Origin of the sequence: Hymenobacter sp. BT188 (genome assembly GCF_014333585.1) — a bacterium.
In the GTDB taxonomy this organism is placed as follows: Bacteria; Bacteroidota; Bacteroidia; order Cytophagales; family Hymenobacteraceae; genus Hymenobacter.
In genome coordinates this window covers 170,732-187,296 of record NZ_JACSCW010000003.1, presented here as the reverse complement: position 1 = coordinate 187,296, position 16,565 = coordinate 170,732, and the positions used below count along the sequence as shown (strand labels likewise).

General features: G+C 50.5%; 7 protein-coding genes and 1 other RNA gene. 7 read left to right on the top strand and 1 reads right to left on the bottom strand.

The window, feature by feature from the left end; translation table 11 throughout:
• Positions 1–303 precede the first annotated feature (303 nt).
• Both H8B13_RS08940 and H8B13_RS08935 read left to right on the top strand, forming a co-directional pair.
• Positions 304–3,552 carry a sacsin N-terminal ATP-binding-like domain-containing protein gene (locus H8B13_RS08940; protein ID WP_187310465.1) on the top strand — a complete coding sequence of 1,083 codons (3,249 nt, stop codon included), beginning with the start codon at positions 304–306 and terminating at the stop codon, positions 3,550–3,552.
• Positions 3,553–5,006: 1,454 nt separating this feature from the next.
• Complete coding sequence (locus tag H8B13_RS08935; RefSeq protein ID WP_187310464.1) at positions 5,007–5,519, top strand: hypothetical protein; 513 nt, start codon at positions 5,007–5,009, stop codon at positions 5,517–5,519.
• Positions 5,520–5,923: 404 nt separating this feature from the next.
• On the opposite strand, the gene ssrA is transcribed toward H8B13_RS08935, so the two are convergent.
• Positions 5,924–6,294, bottom strand: a transfer-messenger RNA (tmRNA) gene (gene ssrA, locus H8B13_RS08930).
• A gap of 157 nt (positions 6,295–6,451) precedes the next feature.
• Between ssrA and H8B13_RS08925 the strand changes: the two genes are divergently transcribed.
• From H8B13_RS08925 to icd, 5 genes are all read left to right on the top strand, one after another.
• Entirely contained in the window at positions 6,452–8,512 is a 2,061-nt protein-coding gene (locus tag H8B13_RS08925; protein WP_187310463.1) for a DNA polymerase III subunit gamma/tau, read from the top strand.
• A gap of 129 nt (positions 8,513–8,641) precedes the next feature.
• Positions 8,642–10,303, top strand: a complete 1,662-nt coding sequence (locus H8B13_RS08920) for a hypothetical protein (protein ID WP_187310462.1) — start codon at positions 8,642–8,644, stop codon at positions 10,301–10,303.
• Positions 10,304–10,324: 21 nt separating this feature from the next.
• On the top strand, positions 10,325–11,968 hold the full coding sequence (locus H8B13_RS08915) for a hypothetical protein (RefSeq protein ID WP_187310461.1): 1,644 nt from the start codon (positions 10,325–10,327) through the stop codon (positions 11,966–11,968).
• A gap of 267 nt (positions 11,969–12,235) precedes the next feature.
• Positions 12,236–15,211 (top strand): M16 family metallopeptidase, encoded by a 2,976-nt coding sequence (locus tag H8B13_RS08910; RefSeq protein ID WP_315985118.1) that lies wholly within the window; start codon positions 12,236–12,238, stop codon positions 15,209–15,211.
• Positions 15,212–15,283: 72 nt separating this feature from the next.
• A complete protein-coding gene (icd, locus tag H8B13_RS08905; protein WP_187310460.1) occupies positions 15,284–16,549 on the top strand; it encodes an NADP-dependent isocitrate dehydrogenase in 1,266 nt (421 codons plus the stop codon).
• Positions 16,550–16,565 lie beyond the last annotated feature (16 nt).

The window sequence follows — 16,565 nt, the reverse complement described above, 5'->3', positions numbered from 1 at the left end:
AGCACTTGACTTTATCCTATTTCAAGGGTTCTAAGCGCGTATCATTAGCAAAGTTGATTATATATAAATATATATTTTTGAATTATTGAGTAAGAACTTACCGTCTCTATTCTTGCTACAACTTATAAACTCCTATCGTTTTATACTAAGTAGCTGAGTTTCTTTACAGGGGATATTGAACCCCTATTTTTTCATCTATTTTCTTCAATATTCTACAATACTTGGTCACTAAAGGGTCGTGCGTCGTCCAGTTCTGGCATCCAATCAGCCAGTCATATCTCAAAATGTTAAAATTCTTATAAGGTGCCTCTCACACAATTAGTAAACGACTGTAAAGCACTGCGTGATGCTTTGCGCAAAAGGAACTCTGATTTATCAACAGTTCTATCAGAACTATATTCTGAAAAAGCGCACTTTATCTATGAATTGCTGCAGAATGCTGAGGACGCCGAAGCAACATGGATAAAACTTTACTTGCTGCCGACGGCACTCGTTATTAAGCACAATGGAAGGGCATTTGATGTCCATGACATTGATGCAATTACAGGTATCAGTAATACAGATAATGAAAAAAAGGCTAATCAGGATAAGATTGGCCGCTTTGGCATTGGCTTCAAGTCAGTTTTCAAGATTACAAGTCGCCCCCGTATTCAGTCTGGGAATTTCGACTTTGAAATTGAAGACTACATTGTACCCATTATTACCTCAGTAAATGCTGAATATGACCACACTATCATTACGTTACCGTTTGCTGGAGGCGAAGAAGCGATAGGTAGTACTTACCAAGCTATTGAAACCAAATTGCAGACGCTAGAGGGATTCAATCTGCTGTTTCTGCGAAACCTAGGTGAAATTCAGATGAGCTGGGGAGCTGAGCATCGAATTATTAGTAAGCGTGGGCACGTGGGATTTGATACCGCTCTTGCGTCTATTCAGTCGCTGGAAGAAGTGGTAAACGACAATGATATAATTAAGCAACGCTACCTGTTTTTTCAAGCTCCGGTACAGCATACTGACTTTCAGCAATTAAGAGCGCCTCAGCGGCTGGCACTAGCTTTCCGTTTATCAGAACAAGAGGGCCCTACTAAGCTTGTTCCAGCGGAAAACAGTTTTGCTTTCGTTTTTTTTGAGACTACGCATAAGACTTCACTACATTTTCTTGTTCATGCACCCTTCGTAACAACGCCCTCAAGGGAGAACCTTAAGGTAGGTTTGGCCGTGAATAATAGCCTTATGGATGAACTGGGGGCACTTCTTCAGCAAACGCTGCCATATTTTAAAAAGCACAATCTGCTAACAGTAGGAACGCTCAACTTACTCCCTCTGGCAAGACCGGATAAGGAATACAACCGAAGTCCTATTTACACGAAATTATTCCAGGCCTTAAAAGAGTCACTTTCTTCACAGGAAGCGTTTCTGCCTATCGTTAACGAACGCTACCATCAGCCAGCTACACAGCTATTGTTAGCCGGCAGCCGCGAGTTGACAAGTCTTCTTGACGCCCGCAAGCAGCTTGAGTTCTTATGGCCAGGCCATTCCCACTGGCTCCCTCCTATTATCACAGCCGACGCAACCCCAACTCTGTACACTTACTTGAAGCAGGAGCTACAGATACCCGAAATTTCTGCCGCAGCTGCGGTGCAACTGTTTACTCCTACATTCCTGAGCGCTCAAACAGCAGCCTGGATGCGAAAGTTGTATGGCTTTTTAGGTACTGCGCGACAAGTTGGGTTATGGCAAAAGTCCACTTCCGGCGGTAATGCCCGGTCTGCTGGCTTCTTACGCTATCAACCTTTTATGCGCTTGCGTGGCAACGCGTACTCTGCTCCTTTCGATGCTGATGATAAAGCTCAAGTATTCCTGCCGTTTGAAGATGGAGTCTTGGAACAACGGGCTAACTGTTTAGACTTCGCCACGATTGACTCAAAACCAGCTCGCAACTTTGTAACTCAACTAGGCATTAAAAAACCTGATCTACTTGATGAGATTCGGCTTAATATTTTGCCGCTCTACTCCCGCAATGATGGTTTTACACCAAACAAGAAATCGGCACTTCGGCATTTTCGACTTATAGCAGCTGCATACGCGCTAGGAAGTGAAAAACGGCGCGAGTTAGTGGAGATGGTGCAAGACTCCGACGTGCGGTTCGTGAGGGCACTGACGCAGCCGGGTAAAAAGGTCGTTTTTTGCTCTTTTCAAGAAGCCTATTTACCGGACGAATCTTTACACAGTTACCTTCAACACAGCAAAGGCATCTCACTCGTAGATGCTGACTTTTACAAGAACAGTGGGGTAAAAGAATGGGATAATTTGTTGAAGGGCTTCGGCTTTAAATATGACCATCCATGGGTAGTGCAATTCGACCCAAGATTTTCTGAAGCCCATAAGCAATCGCTGCAAGGTATTCATTCAACTCGCTCTACGTCTACCCTCGATTATAAGCTCGAAGGATTCGATGAGATGCTCAACGTAAGTCCTTTTACTCCAGAACTTTCTTTTCTGACATGGGAGATTTTACTAAAAGCAGTTAGCCAAATCAAAAGTCTCAATGCCTTAAATGGGCGTCACTCGTGGTTTTATGGTACCGATCGCCTTACTTCTTTTCCAAGCCATCTGCGACGTTTACTAGAAAATACCCCTTGGCTATATGTAGTGGGCCCCGATGGAGAGGGACAATGGCAGCCAGTTACTGAAGTTATTTTTGAAAGCTTACCAGCCACATATGCTAGAGAGAGTGAAGCATCTCTTTATCTACTGCAAAATTTAAACTGGAAGACTACTGCTCGTGCGCATTTGGAACAACAAATGCTGCCAGACGAAAAAGCACGCTGGGATGCTTATAAACAAGCTGTGGCCGACGGAATAGATATAGAGGCTGCAATTCAAGCTCAACGGGCCAAGCAGCAGTCGCAGCGAGAACAAGAGAAGAAACGACTGGAACAGGCTCCGGCTCTCGATGTAGATAACTTTATGGAACGTCCATTTGAACCGACAATCACTACACCGGCCGAAATAGGAGAACGACAGAAGGGTATCCATGATGGCAGCGCTGCCGAATCTAGTAGCAGCACGCTTTCTGCTAAACCCGGTCCCACCCTGCGAAAAGGTATAGGTGAACGAGGCGAGGAAGTCGTGTGGAAACAATTGCAGAAAGAGTATAATGTAGACGCCTCCTTTACTCGATTAGAAAATACTTCTACCTATGTGCGGTACTTCAATATCACCGAAGGAATTCATTATGAATTGATTCACGGTAACACTGAAAAAACCATTAGTGAAGGATGTGATTTTATTGTAAAAAGAAATAATGAGATTATCCGTTACATTGAAGTAAAAGCTACTTCCGAGATAAAAAAAACGGTTTTTGAAGTAAGTGAAAGGCAATGGCGTGTAGCATTTACCCTTTGGCAGAAACAAAAAGGGGAACAATACGAAATTTGGTTTATCCACGCAGCCCTTACAGCAAAACCGACTTACACACCCATTAAAGACCCAGTAGTCCGCTGGCGAAATGGTGATTTAGGTGCTGCTCCAGTACGCATTGAAGTATGAGAAGTGCGCAGCACTAGCATAAACCTGTACCGCAATCGTATTCTACACAGGTTATTGAATCCTAAATCCGGCTCTATGTCTTAACATTAAAGAGCGTTTGTAGTATTTGCATCTCCTAGCAAGGCTTTTCTGGTTACTATTATTTGCTTCGTCCAAGCTTCTTTACGCACTTTTTCAGCCTCAACTAATTAAGTCCATCCTCATATATCGTTGAAAAGCAGGGTGCAATTGCACCCTGCGGGTAGTGCGTGACGTGCTGTCCATAAGGACAGGGACCATATAAATACGTAAAATAAGGGGTTAATTAACAATCTATCAGGAAGTTAATTAAACAAAGTCGCGAATGGGGTGGTCTGATGGCAGCCCGGAGGCCTCGCAGCGCGAAGGCTAAAGACTACCTGCGCGGTCAGGCGGTCGATTGCATCCCCGAAAACGGCTAAAAGGAGGCGATGATGGGCCGGTTTAACCCCTGATCCTCTGGTGGGGCAGCGCGCCCACTTTCCTATCTAAACGCTTACGGGTACTCATTTCCATCCTCACATAGCGGGGCCGCTCCTCTGCAATTGCACCCCAACCCCTGTGCGGGTGGTGGGGCTTCGCCCATGCAAGCAACGAAAATCGTCGCCAGAACACAGTAAGTACCTCTAAATATGATAGTTACGATAATGAAAATGAGAATACAGCATTGGCCTATTAGATCAATTGTTTGATTGTCAGCCATTTAATAAAATATTAACCTTCCCCTTAAACGCATAAAGACTACGAAATTCTAATTAGCACATGATCATTGTCAACATTACGCTCCTCATTTACCTTACTTAGTCACAAGCGCAACATAAAGTAAATGTGAATGTGAACTTTACCCTTTAGCGGCTATCCTATAAATGGATTAATTGGATATACTTATACAGTCACAAAATATCATCTGTACTAAGAGCTTTAAGCACCTAGGCTTTCAAGCCCAGGAGGATCTATTTTCCATTCGCCTACCTAACGAACCTAAGGGGATCTAAAATCTGCCCGCGTCGCAATCAATACGACATAAATTCGCCTGGTTGGGCTAGTACGTGATCTCTCCTATGTAATCGCACAGCTCCCTAGCCCAACGCAGGTGAAAATTAATTAGCGCACGGGATCTGGGATATCAGGAGCATATGGCATCCGTCTGGTTCCATTTCACCGGGATGGATTACCTACCATTGGGCCGAAAGCCCGGTGAAAAGCCCGGTGAACAGCGTAGTTAGCTTTGTACTACCCCAGTGAGAAGAGCACATGCTATATTTTTCTCGGTGACCATAGGGTAAAATACAGGATTGCTCCGCGCCTTGTTGAGCTTACAGTTATTTATAAGGCAGCATTTGTACCACAACCAGCTATCATATTAATAGGTAATCTGTGCTGAGCTAATGTATCACATAACGTAAATTTGGGTTATTCAACTTAACCCCTATCTCATGTCTTCAATGGTTACCCCCCTTCTTACATTGCTACGTCAATGCAGCAAGCATCGCGCTTCTGCCAGAGACTTAATCGCCGCAATAAATATCCAACATGAAGCCCTTGAAGACAAAATGGCTGTTTTTGGAGTAGACAGTATCATAGGACATGATCAGTTTGATGAAGCTAACAAAGCGGAACAAAAGCTTCGAGCCCAAGCTACCCTCCTTAAAGAAACTTACAATGCTATAAAAGATAAAACGAGGCACATCCAGGACGCGCTTTTGCCGGTTCAAGAGCACGGCTTACGTCGTGGTCTTATATTAAGCTATCCTGAGAGCGAAGACAATGATCCGGGTGAGTATTTGCTTTGCTATGATTCGGAAGGATGCGCTAGTGATGAATATGTAGTAGAGAAAGTGCTAGCCAGCGAAGATCCACTAGATATTAAAGCAGATAGAAAACGCATGTCGGCTATCGGCCCACTCTTAGAAGAAAGAGACTTCAAATACAAAATAATGCTTTTGTAAAACCACAGTTTGCATTTAAAAAGCCTCCATCGCAATTATGGGTGTACCAAACCTTACACCCATAATTGCGAAAGATTAGTAACTCGACTTGGTAGTGGAATAAAAGATCTTTGTCATCAAAACTGGTGCTTTTGTTTACCCTAGCTACTCTACTTTAAGATTTGCGTCTAGTCCCAGTGTAGACCAGCTTAACGCCATACACCGCTCATTAATATTCAAATTATCCTGCTACTTCGGAATGGCCGTCTATAAGAGCCACACCAGATTCTCCGTTAAAATGACATTGAGCAATGTGTTGTTTAAAGTGGCTTTATTATGCTTGTCATGCAAAAATGGAGGATTTTGACAGTAAAACTGTCAGTATAAAATAAAAATAGGCCTTCCCGATACCAGGAAGGCCTATTCAGTGGAGCTGCAGGGATTCGAACCCTGGTCCAGACAAGGAAACCGACGAGCTTTCTACGTGTGTATCTATGCTTGAATTGTCGGAGAAATCCGGGCGCACATCAGGCCTTTGAATTTCCCTTAGATGCAGTTGTTTTCGCCTGAGCATCACACCTCTACCCAAACTATCCCTTTACTTACGACGTCCCGTGCTCACCCGTGAAAAGGAAGACGGATGCGGAACGATGGCATTACTTAGTACCTAGACTAAGCAGCCATGGCGTAGCTATACTCGCCATTTACTGTTTGAATGACTTTTTAACAGGAGATCCATTCAACTCCTGACACGCTTACTCGCGACCTGCACAAGCTGTCAATTCCAGTCAGCCCCAAATTAGAAAGAACGATGCCCGCACCGAAGAGCGGGGTGCGAATGTACGCACATCACTGAGAAAACGTTGTCGGGGGGCTTTTTTGTTCCAGCACATGTAATCCCAAGCTCTGACTTGGGGTTCCTTTCCTTTCAGGGTATCTTTGTAGATAGAAGTATGGAAAATTTCGTCGTTTCGGCCCGTAAGTACCGTCCTGCCACTTTTCGGAGCGTGGTGGGGCAGCAGCACGTGACTACCACGCTGCAAAACGCCATTGTCAGCAACCACCTGGCCCAAGCCTTCCTGTTTTGCGGTCCGCGCGGGGTGGGCAAAACCACCTGTGCCCGCATTCTGGCCAAGACCATCAACTGCCAGAATCTCTCGCCCGAAACCGAAGCCTGCGACCAGTGCGAATCCTGCCGCTCGTTCAACCAGAACGCGTCATTCAATGTGCACGAGCTGGATGCAGCTTCCAATAACTCTGTCGAGGATATTCGCTCGCTGGTGGAGCAGGTGCGCTACGCCCCCCAAACCGGCAAGTACAAGATCTATATTATCGATGAGGTGCACATGCTCTCCAACGCGGCCTTCAATGCCTTTCTGAAGACCCTGGAAGAGCCACCTTCCTACGCCATTTTCATTCTGGCCACCACCGAGCGGCACAAGATCATCCCCACGATTTTGTCGCGCTGCCAGATCTTCGACTTCAACCGGATTCGGGTCGATGACATTGTGGGGCACCTGGGTTATATCGCAAAGCAGGAGCAGATTACGGCTGAGCCCGACGCTTTGCACCTGGTGGCGCAGAAGGCCGATGGCGCTTTACGCGACGCTTTGTCCATCTTTGATCAGATGGTTACGTTTTCGGGCAACTCGCTCCGCTATCAGGATGTAGTGCAGAACCTGCACATTCTGGATTATGAGTATTACTTCCGGCTGGTTGATTTTTTGGTGAGTGAAAACCTCTCTGGCTCGTTGCTTTTGCTGGAGGAAATCATGCAGAATGGCTTCGACCTGCACAACTTTGTGGTGGGGGCAGCCGAGCACCTGCGGGGCTTGCTGGTGTGCAAAGACCCCGTGACGGTGCAGCTGCTGGAAGTATCCGAAGGCATTCGGGCGCGCTACGTGCGGCAGGCGCAGGCGGCTCCGCTGCCCTTTCTGCTCTCGGCCCTGAACCTGGTGAGCCAGTGCGACCGGGAGTTTAAGCAAGCTAAAAACCAGCGTCTGCACGTGGAGCTGACGCTGATGAAGCTGACGTATCTGAATGGGGCCGTGCAGTTTGCCCGCGAGCTGGGCGCTGGCTCCAACGGCGAGGCTAAAAAAAAAAGTAGCGTAAGTAGCTCAGCGCCGCAGAATGCTCCCCAGTCGCCTATTATAGCTAAAGCCAGCGCCCCAATAGCGCAGCCGACAGCAGCGCCCGCGTCAGGAACGCCTGCGGCTATTCCTTCAGCTTCGAGCAATGGAGCGGCCAAAATGCCCCCCAGCACGGCTTTAGTAGAATCAGAACTCATTTCAGCGCCAGCCGAACCAGAGGAGATAATTCCGGTGGAAAGTGGCGTCGAGGAATTGCACGACACACCCAGCATCGAGGATGAAGAGGCTGACCTGCCAACGGAGCAGCATCAGGTGCTTGATACGGTTCCGCACGTGGATACCGGCGCGCCCAGTGTGGCTGGCCACGAGCCGGGCCAAACCGCGCCCACTCCAAAATTGCCCCCCGCTCCCTCATTGGCCTCCTTGAAGCCGCTGAATGGTGGCAGTAAGATTCCGAGTCTGAAAGACCTGAAAGCACAGGTAGCCCAGCAAGCTGCGGTGGTCAAAAATGCCCCCCAGGAAGTGGCTGAGCCGAGCGGTCCTGCTCTGGGCCTACCCACCGTGGATGAAGAACTGCTTCAGCGTGTGTGGCAGGAATTGAAAGAGGAAAAACGGACCCAGGACCGCATGAGCGAGTACATGGTGCTGAACCGGGCGGTGACGGCTAATGAGCAGCATGTGATTGAGCTACTGGTTGATAATCCTATTCAGATTGATCAGTTCAACGATTTTCGAATTGAGTTTCTGACGGAGTTGCGGCGGCGTACGGGCTATCCGCGCCTCACGGTGCAGCCCATTATGGGGGAGCAGGTGCAGACCGCGCGTAAGCTGTATACTTCGGCTGATAAGTTTGAATATCTGGCTGAGAAGTTTCCATCGCTGCGCGAGATGAAGCAGCGGCTGGGGCTCGACACAGATTTTTAAGAAGCGAAGTGAAATGACCTAACGGTGGAGGGATGTATCCTAGCTCTTCTCATTGTACTGAAGGTCAGCGCAGCTAATGATCAACCCTGCGCCATCTGAGTCTTACTTGAATTAAACATACGTCTTAGCTTGATTCACCTTAGCAGCCTGATTAACAAGATTTTGCCGACTCGTCGTCAACGTTTTATTGTCAGCTTATTTTTTGGCTTGCTCGTTCTGCTGGGCCTGTTGCTGCACCACGACTACGGCGTATCGGCCGATGAGCGGGTGGATCGGCTGAACGGGATGGTGAATGTCAAGTACATCGCGGAGCTAATAGCGCCTACTCTGGTTCAAAATCAAGCTGGTTACCGGCTCATTCCGCCACTCAAAAACTACATAGAAAACGACCATGGCGTCGCGTTTGAGATACCGATGGCGTTGGTGAGCTTCGTGCTCACGCGGGGCGACGCCCAAGTCGGCTATTATGTGCGGCACTTGTGCATTTTTCTGGTCTTTGTGGCCGGGGTGTACGCATTATTTCGGCTCAGCAGTTTATACCTAAAAAGCTGGCGCTGGGGCCTGCTTACGACGCTTTTATTAGTGCTTTCGCCTCGTCTTTTTGCCGATGCGTTTTACAATGCCAAGGACATCGTCTTCATGGCGTTGTTCACGCTCAGCATTTACTCCTTACTCTGCTTTATCCGGCAGCCTTCTCTTCCAAGAGCGTTACTGCACGCCTTGGTTACGGCCCTTACGGTGGATATTCGCATACTCGGTATGCTGCTGGTAGCTTTCACAGTGGGCATGGTGGGGTTGGAGTTGTTATCCCGGTCGAATGAGCAAAGGGTTCTTAATCGGCAGCTCGTACAGAGTACATTGCTGTATTTGGCCATTACTCCGGTCGCTATTCTCATCGGCTGGCCGGCGCTTTGGGAGGCGCCATTGACGAACCTACTGGCTTCCTTTCACAGCTTAAGTAAATACCCTTTCAAAGGCACGCTTCTGTATTGGGGCAACACCATTCATTTGCCTGTCGATCCGATGCCCTGGCACTACATTCCAGGGTGGATTCTGGTCACGACGCCTTTAGCGTACTCTTTGGCGGCCGTGGGGGGCTTTTTACTAACGCTGCGTTCTTTGTTACGGCCGTGGCGCCCGTTTCTGCGGACGCCGGAGCACCGCCAAAACCTGTTGCTGCTGCTATGGCTGCTGGTACCGCCTTTGCTGGTTATCGGGCTGAATTCCATTCTGTACAACGCGTGGCGGCATCTGTTTTTTATCTATCCCGCGTTGCTAATTCTGGCCGTTTGGGGCCTGCAACATCTGTATACGCTTTCGCGCCACGCTTCCCGATTGCGGGCCTGGGCCGCGACCATGCTACTCGCCGCTGCTGCCTTGGAAGGCGCTTACACTGTGGTACGCATGGTTCGGCTTCATCCGCATCAGTACGTATATTTCAGCTTTTTGCCCCCCAGCACGGCCGAGCGGCTGTTTGAGTTGGATTACTGGGGCCTGTCCTACAGGGAAGGGTTGGAATGGGTGCTGGCCCACGATCCAAATCCGCAGATAACTATCAGCGGCAACCCGAGCTACCTAGACAATAACATGCTGATTTTGCCCCCCAGTCAGCGTACGCGTCTGCACTACATCCCCAGCCAGGCAGAGACGCCCACGGAAGCCCGCTACTTTCTGACCGCTTACCATTACTACGGCGCTCGCCCCAAAACCTACCCCGACAGCTTAGGGCGGGAGGTATATACCATCCGGGCCGATGGCTTGCGCATCTTTTCGGTATTCAAGCGCTGGTAAGCTGCTTTATCTTTTTGCCTTATGCCATTTTTAGGGTCGTTCTTGAAGTCGTTGCTAACTGCCCGTAGGGTAGTTGGGCTCTTCTTCGGGCTGCTCTTACTCACGGGTCTGCTGCTGCATCGCGACTACGGCGTATCCGTGGATGAGCCACGTCACAAGCTCAATGGCATGGTCAACATCAAGTACGTCGGGGAGATGCTGGCGCCAGAACTAGTGCGCCGGCAAGCTGGCACTGAGCTGATTCCGGCCCTCAAAGGCTACAGCGAAAATGACCATGGCGTAGCCTTTGAGGTACCGATGGCCCTGCTAAATTTTGCCTTCACCCGCAACAACACTCAGGCCGCTTACTGGCTGCGCCACTTGTGCATTTTTCTCGTCTTCGTGGCTGGAGTGTACGCGTTGTATAAGTTAGCTACGCTGCGCTTTCAAAGCTGGCGCTGGGGTCTGCTAACAGCTTTGCTTCTGGTGCTCTCGCCCCGTTTCTTCGCCGAGGCGTTTTATAATGCCCAGGATATCGTGTTCATGGCACTATTTACGCTGAGCATTTATTCGCTGGCCTGTTTTCTACGTAGCCCCAGCTACCAACGCGCCCTGTTGCATGCGTTGGTTACCGCGCTGGCCATTGATGTGCGCATTCTAGGGGTTCTGAGTGTGGCCTTTACCCTCGGAATGGTGGGACTTGAGTTGCTGTTTAGGCCTCGAGCTGAACAGGCCAGCAAGCTACAGTTAGCCAGGAACACAGCGTTTTACTTGCTGGCATCAGCGGCGTTTATGGTTATAGGCTGGCCCGCGCTTTGGGAAGCGCCGCTCACCAATTTTATGGCAATTTTTCGAAGTATGAGCCATTTTGGCTGGCACTCCAAAGTATTCTATTTCGGACAGTATTTGCCGGGCAGTGCGATTCCGTGGCACTACATTCCGGTCTGGATCAGTCTCACCACGCCCCTACCTTACCTGCTGGCCGCGCTACTAGGCATGGGGGCCGACCTGCAGCGCTTTATACGCGGCGGCCTGACCGGCCTTCGCACGCTCGAGTCTCGCCTGGGCCTGCTCGTGCTGGTCTGGCTGCTGGGGCCGATGCTGCTGGTGATAGTCTTGCACTCGGTGGTCTACAACGGCTGGCGTCACCTCTACTTTGTCTACCCCGCTCTGCTACTGCTCACAGTGCAGGGCGTACGCACCTTGGTACATTGGAGCAATCGGTCGACTACTTGGCGCGGGCTAGCCTACGTGCTCTTAGGGGTGGGTGGGCTGGAAGTGGCCCACACGGTGGTGCGCATGGTGCGCCTGCACCCCCATCAGCAGGTGTACTTCAGCTTTTTGCCCGCCCAGACCGTGGTCGGGCATTTTGACCGCGACTACTGGGGCCTGTCCTACCGCCAAGGTTTAGAGTGGGTCCTTTCGCACGATCCTAGCCCCCAAATTGCCTATAGCGGCGACCCGTGGATGTTGTATTGTGGTACATTGTTGCTGCCGGAAGACCAGAAAAAAAGGCTTAAGTACATCTGGAATGCCAACCGCCCGGAAGTCCAGTGCTTTCTCACGACCTACCACCAGCATAACTACCCCCACTCCTACCCGGATAGCATGGGACTAGGCCGCGAGGTGCATACCATTCGGGCAGAAGACCTCCCGATTCTTACTGTGTATCAGCAAAAACGATAGAAAAAGCCCCCCAGCGCAGTGCTGGGGGGCTTTTTATTTACTACTAAAGTGCTGCCACATTCAGAAGAATAGTGGAGGGTGGCTCTCTACGCACCCCGCTTAGCAAAGCTGAAGCCACTACAGTTGCAAACATCGACATTCGTGGCTGGCACTTCAGCTTAGGTGCAGCATAATCTTACCTAAATGCTGTATCGTTTTTAATTCCAGCCCCCACCAAGTATCTTTGATTTCTCATTGCTCTGCCCTGTTTTCTGCACCGGAAATTCTGTGAAAAAACCCTTTCTGCTTCTATTTCCGGCCATAGCTGCGCTTGGCCTGACTACCGAGTGCCAATCAACGAAAACGGCCTCTACTGGCAATGCTACCACTGATGCTACAACGCAAGCCAGTGCCCCAGCCGCCAAAGAGTACAAATACGAGACGGTAGAAGGCGACCCCCTCAAAGCGCGTATTTATACCTTAGATAATGGCCTGACGGTGTATTTGTCGGATTACGATGATGCGCCACGCATCCAGACCTATCTGGCGGTGCGGGCAGGGTCTAAGAACGACCCGAGTACTGCCACCGGCCTAGCCCATTACCTGGAGCACATGGTGTTCAAAGGTACCTCGCGCCTGGGCACCCAAAACTGGGAAGCAGAAAAGACGGAACTAGCTAAGATTGAAGCGCTTTACGAGAAGTACCGCGGCACCCGCGACGTGAATTTGCGCAAGCAGCTGTATCACCAGATTGACTCTGTATCGGGGGTAGCTGCCAAGTATGCTGTAGCCAACGAGTACGATAAGATTATGGGCACCATCGGCTCCAAGGGCTCTAATGCCTACACTTCGGTGGAGCAGACGGTTTATCAGGAGGATATTCCGAGCAACCAGCTGGAGAAGTGGGCTGCCATTCAGGCTGAGCGCATGGGCGAGATGGTACCGCGCCTGTTTCATACGGAGTTGGAGGCTGTTTATGAAGAGAAGAACCGGACTCTCGACAATGACTTCAGCAAGGAGTTTCAGGCGCTGAACGCTAGCTTGTACCAGAAGCACCAGTATGGTACCCAGACTACTATTGGCACGATTGAGCACCTGCAAAATCCCTCCATCACGGAGATTAAGAGCTACTTCGATAAGTACTATATTCCGAACAACGTAGCGTTGGCGTTGAGCGGCGATCTGGATTACGACCAGACTATTCGTATCATTGACCAGTATTTTGGCAAACTGCCCCGCAAGGCTGAGCCTACATTTACCGTTGCACAGGAAGCCCCTATTACGGCTCCTATCGTGAAGGAGATAGTAGGTCCCGATGCTGAAAACGTCATGCTGGGCTTCCGCTTTCCCGGCACGACTACACCGGACGCGGTGGTGCTGCGTATGATTGATAAAATTCTGACCAATGGGCAGGCTGGCTTGATTGACCTGAACCTGAACCAGCAGCAGAAGGTATTGCAGGCGGCCTCGTTCACGGATATTAACAACGACTACTCTTCCCATATTCTCTACGCGACGCCTCGCCAGGGCCAGAGTTTGGATCAGGTGCGCGACTTGCTGCTAGCTCAGCTGGACAAGGTGAAGAAAGGCGACTTTTCGGAGTGGCTGATTCCGGCCATCATCAACAACGAAAAGCTCCAGCGCACCAAGAGCTACGAAAGCAATGAGTCGCGCGCCGGCGCTTTTGTGGCGGCTTTTGTGGCGCGCATGCCGTGGAAGGATTACCTGAAGCAGTACGATGAGTTTGCCGCCGTAACGAAGGAAGATGTAATGCGCGTGGCCAACCAGTATTACGGTCCTGGCTACGCCCTTATTTATAAGCGCACGGGCAAGGACATTAGCACGCCCAAAGTAGTGAAGCCTGCTATTACGCCGGTACCGGTGAATCGGGAGGTGGCTTCATCCTTCTACAAGGAAATAGTTGACAAGCCGACCCCAGAGTTGCAGCCCGTATTCGTTGATTACAAGAAGGATATTCAGGAGTTAAAGCTGGCCTCGGGCATTCCGGTGTTTTACACCAAAAACACTGAGAACGAGCTATTCAATCTGTACTATATCCTCGACCTCGGCACCAACAACGACCCTAAACTAGGTTTGGCGGCCGATTATCTGCAATACCTCGGTACTGGTCAATACTCGGCGGCGCAGTTGCAGCAGGAATTCTATAAGCTGGGCTGCTCATTCAGCGTGAGCAGCGGCGCCGACCGCGTGTACGTGAGTCTGGCAGGTCTGGATAGCAATTTTGAGCCAGCATTGCAGCTATTTGAAAGCCTGCTTGCCAACCCCAAGCCCGATACCAAGGCCCTGAGCGACATGGTGGCCGGTGTGCTCAAAGCCCGCAAAGATGCTAAGCTGAATAAGCAGGTGATTCTAAGTCAGGCAATGGTGAACTACGCCAAGTATGGTCCGAAGAATCCCTTCACTACGCAACTCTCCGAGAAGGAGCTGAAAGCCCTGAAGCCCCAGGATCTGACGGCTCTTACAAAGAAGCTAACTTCGTATCAGCACCGTGCGCTGTACTATGGCCCCCGGCCAGCCGATGGGTTGGTAGCAGTCTTGAACACGGCCCACAAAACGCCCCCCACGCTCACGCCTGTACCTGCAAACAAGGATTTTGCGGAGCAGCCCATGAAGGACCGTAAGGTGTATTGGGTGGACTACAACATGGTGCAGGCGGAAATCCTGTTCCTGACCAAGGGCGACGTGTACGACAAGAATATTGTGCCCACGGTGAGCTTATACAACGAGTACTTCGGCGGCGGCATAGGCAGCATCGTGTTTCAGGAGCTGCGCGAGTCGAAGGCGCTGGCCTACTCTGCCTCTTCGCGTTACTCCAATGCCGACAAGCAGGGCCGCTCCAACTACGTGATGAGCTACATCGGCACACAGAGCGACAAGCTGCCCGAGGCCATGACCGGTATGGCTACTTTGCTCAACGATATGCCTGTGGCTGAGGCCAACCTACAAATTGCGAAGAACTCTATTCGCAATAACATTGCTACGGAGCGCATTACCAAGTCGGATATCCTGTTCAGCTATGAGCGCGCCAAGCGCCTGGGCCTCGACTACGATTTGCGCCGCGATGTGTATGAGAAAACGGCCAATATGAGCTTCGACGACCTGAAGAAATTCCAGGAAGCGAAGGTGAAAAATCAGGCGCAGACGATTCTGGTTATTGGTTCGAAAGACCGCTTGAATTTTAAGGAGCTGGCCAAGTATGGCAAAGTAGAGCAGCTCACGCTGAAAGAGATATTTGGGTACTAAAAAGCCCCCCAGCACAGTAAAAAACTCCAACCTACCAATAACTGTCAACTAACCACTGACAACTCTTACACAATGGCAGAACAGAAGATCACCATCAAAAACGGCAAGCTGAATGTCCCTGACAGGCCTACCATTCCTTTCATCGAAGGCGACGGTACGGGTCCAGACATTTGGGCTGCTTCTCGGAGAGTGCTTGACGCGGCCGTGGAGAAAGCCTATGGAGGTAAGCGCCAGCTGATGTGGAAAGAGGTGATGGCCGGCGAGAAGTCGTTTAAGCAAACCGGTAACTGGCTGCCAAACGAAACGCTGGATGCCTTCCGCGAGTATTTGGTGGGCATAAAAGGCCCCCTGACTACTCCTGTAGGCGGTGGTATTCGTTCGCTAAATGTTGCACTGCGTCAGGAGTTGGACCTGTACGCGTGTGTGCGCCCCGTGCGTTGGTTTGAGGGTGTACCCTCGCCCGTGAAGCATCCCGAGCTGACCGACATGGTTATCTTCCGGGAGAACACAGAGGATATCTACGCCGGCATTGAGTACATGAATGGTACACCCCAGGCTCAGAAAATGCTAGAATTCTTGCAGGATGAGATGGGCGTGAAGAAGATTCGCTTCCCCGAGTCGTCGTCGTTTGGCATTAAGCCCGTGTCGAAAGAAGGTACGGAGCGCCTGATTCGCGCGGCTATTGAGTATGCCATCGAGCATAAGAAGCCTTCTGTGACCATCGTGCACAAGGGCAACATTATGAAGTTCACGGAGGGCGCGTTCAAAACCTGGGGTTATGAATTGGCCGAGCGTGAGTTTGGCGACAAAGTATACACTTGGGCCCAGTACGACCGCGTAGCGGCCAAGCAGGGCCAGGATGTAGCCAACGCCCAGCAGAAAGCAGCGCTCGACGGCGGCAAAATCCTGATCAAAGACAGTATCGCGGATGCTTTCCTGCAACAGATTCTGCTCCGCCCCGCCGACTACTCGGTGGTAGCAACCCTGAACCTAAACGGCGACTATATCTCCGACGCGCTGGCGGCCATCGTGGGTGGCATCGGCATTGCGCCGGGGGCCAATATCAACTATCTCACCGGCCACGCTATCTTCGAAGCGACCCACGGCACCGCCCCCAAGTACGCCGGTCAGGACAAAGTAAACCCCGGCTCGGTGATTCTGTCCGGCGCCCTGATGCTGGAGCACCTGGGCTGGCAGGAAGCCGCTGACCTCATCTACAAAGGCCTCGAAACCGCCATTGCCTCCAAGCGCGTCACCTACGACTTCGAGCGGCTGATGGAAGGCGCTACGCTGTTAAAATGCAGCGAGTTTGGCGACGAGATTATCAAGGACATGTAATAGCTTGGCTTTTGCC

Excerpts from the sequence above, each read along its gene's own strand:
- H8B13_RS08935 (WP_187310464.1), top strand. The coding sequence starts at position 5,007 with ATGTCTTCAATGGTTACCCCCCTTCTTACATTGCTACGTCAATGCAGC.
- icd (WP_187310460.1), top strand. The coding sequence starts at position 15,284 with ATGGCAGAACAGAAGATCACCATCAAAAACGGCAAGCTGAATGTCCCT.
- H8B13_RS08915 (WP_187310461.1), top strand. The coding sequence starts at position 10,325 with ATGCCATTTTTAGGGTCGTTCTTGAAGTCGTTGCTAACTGCCCGTAGG.
- H8B13_RS08925 (WP_187310463.1), top strand. The coding sequence starts at position 6,452 with ATGGAAAATTTCGTCGTTTCGGCCCGTAAGTACCGTCCTGCCACTTTT.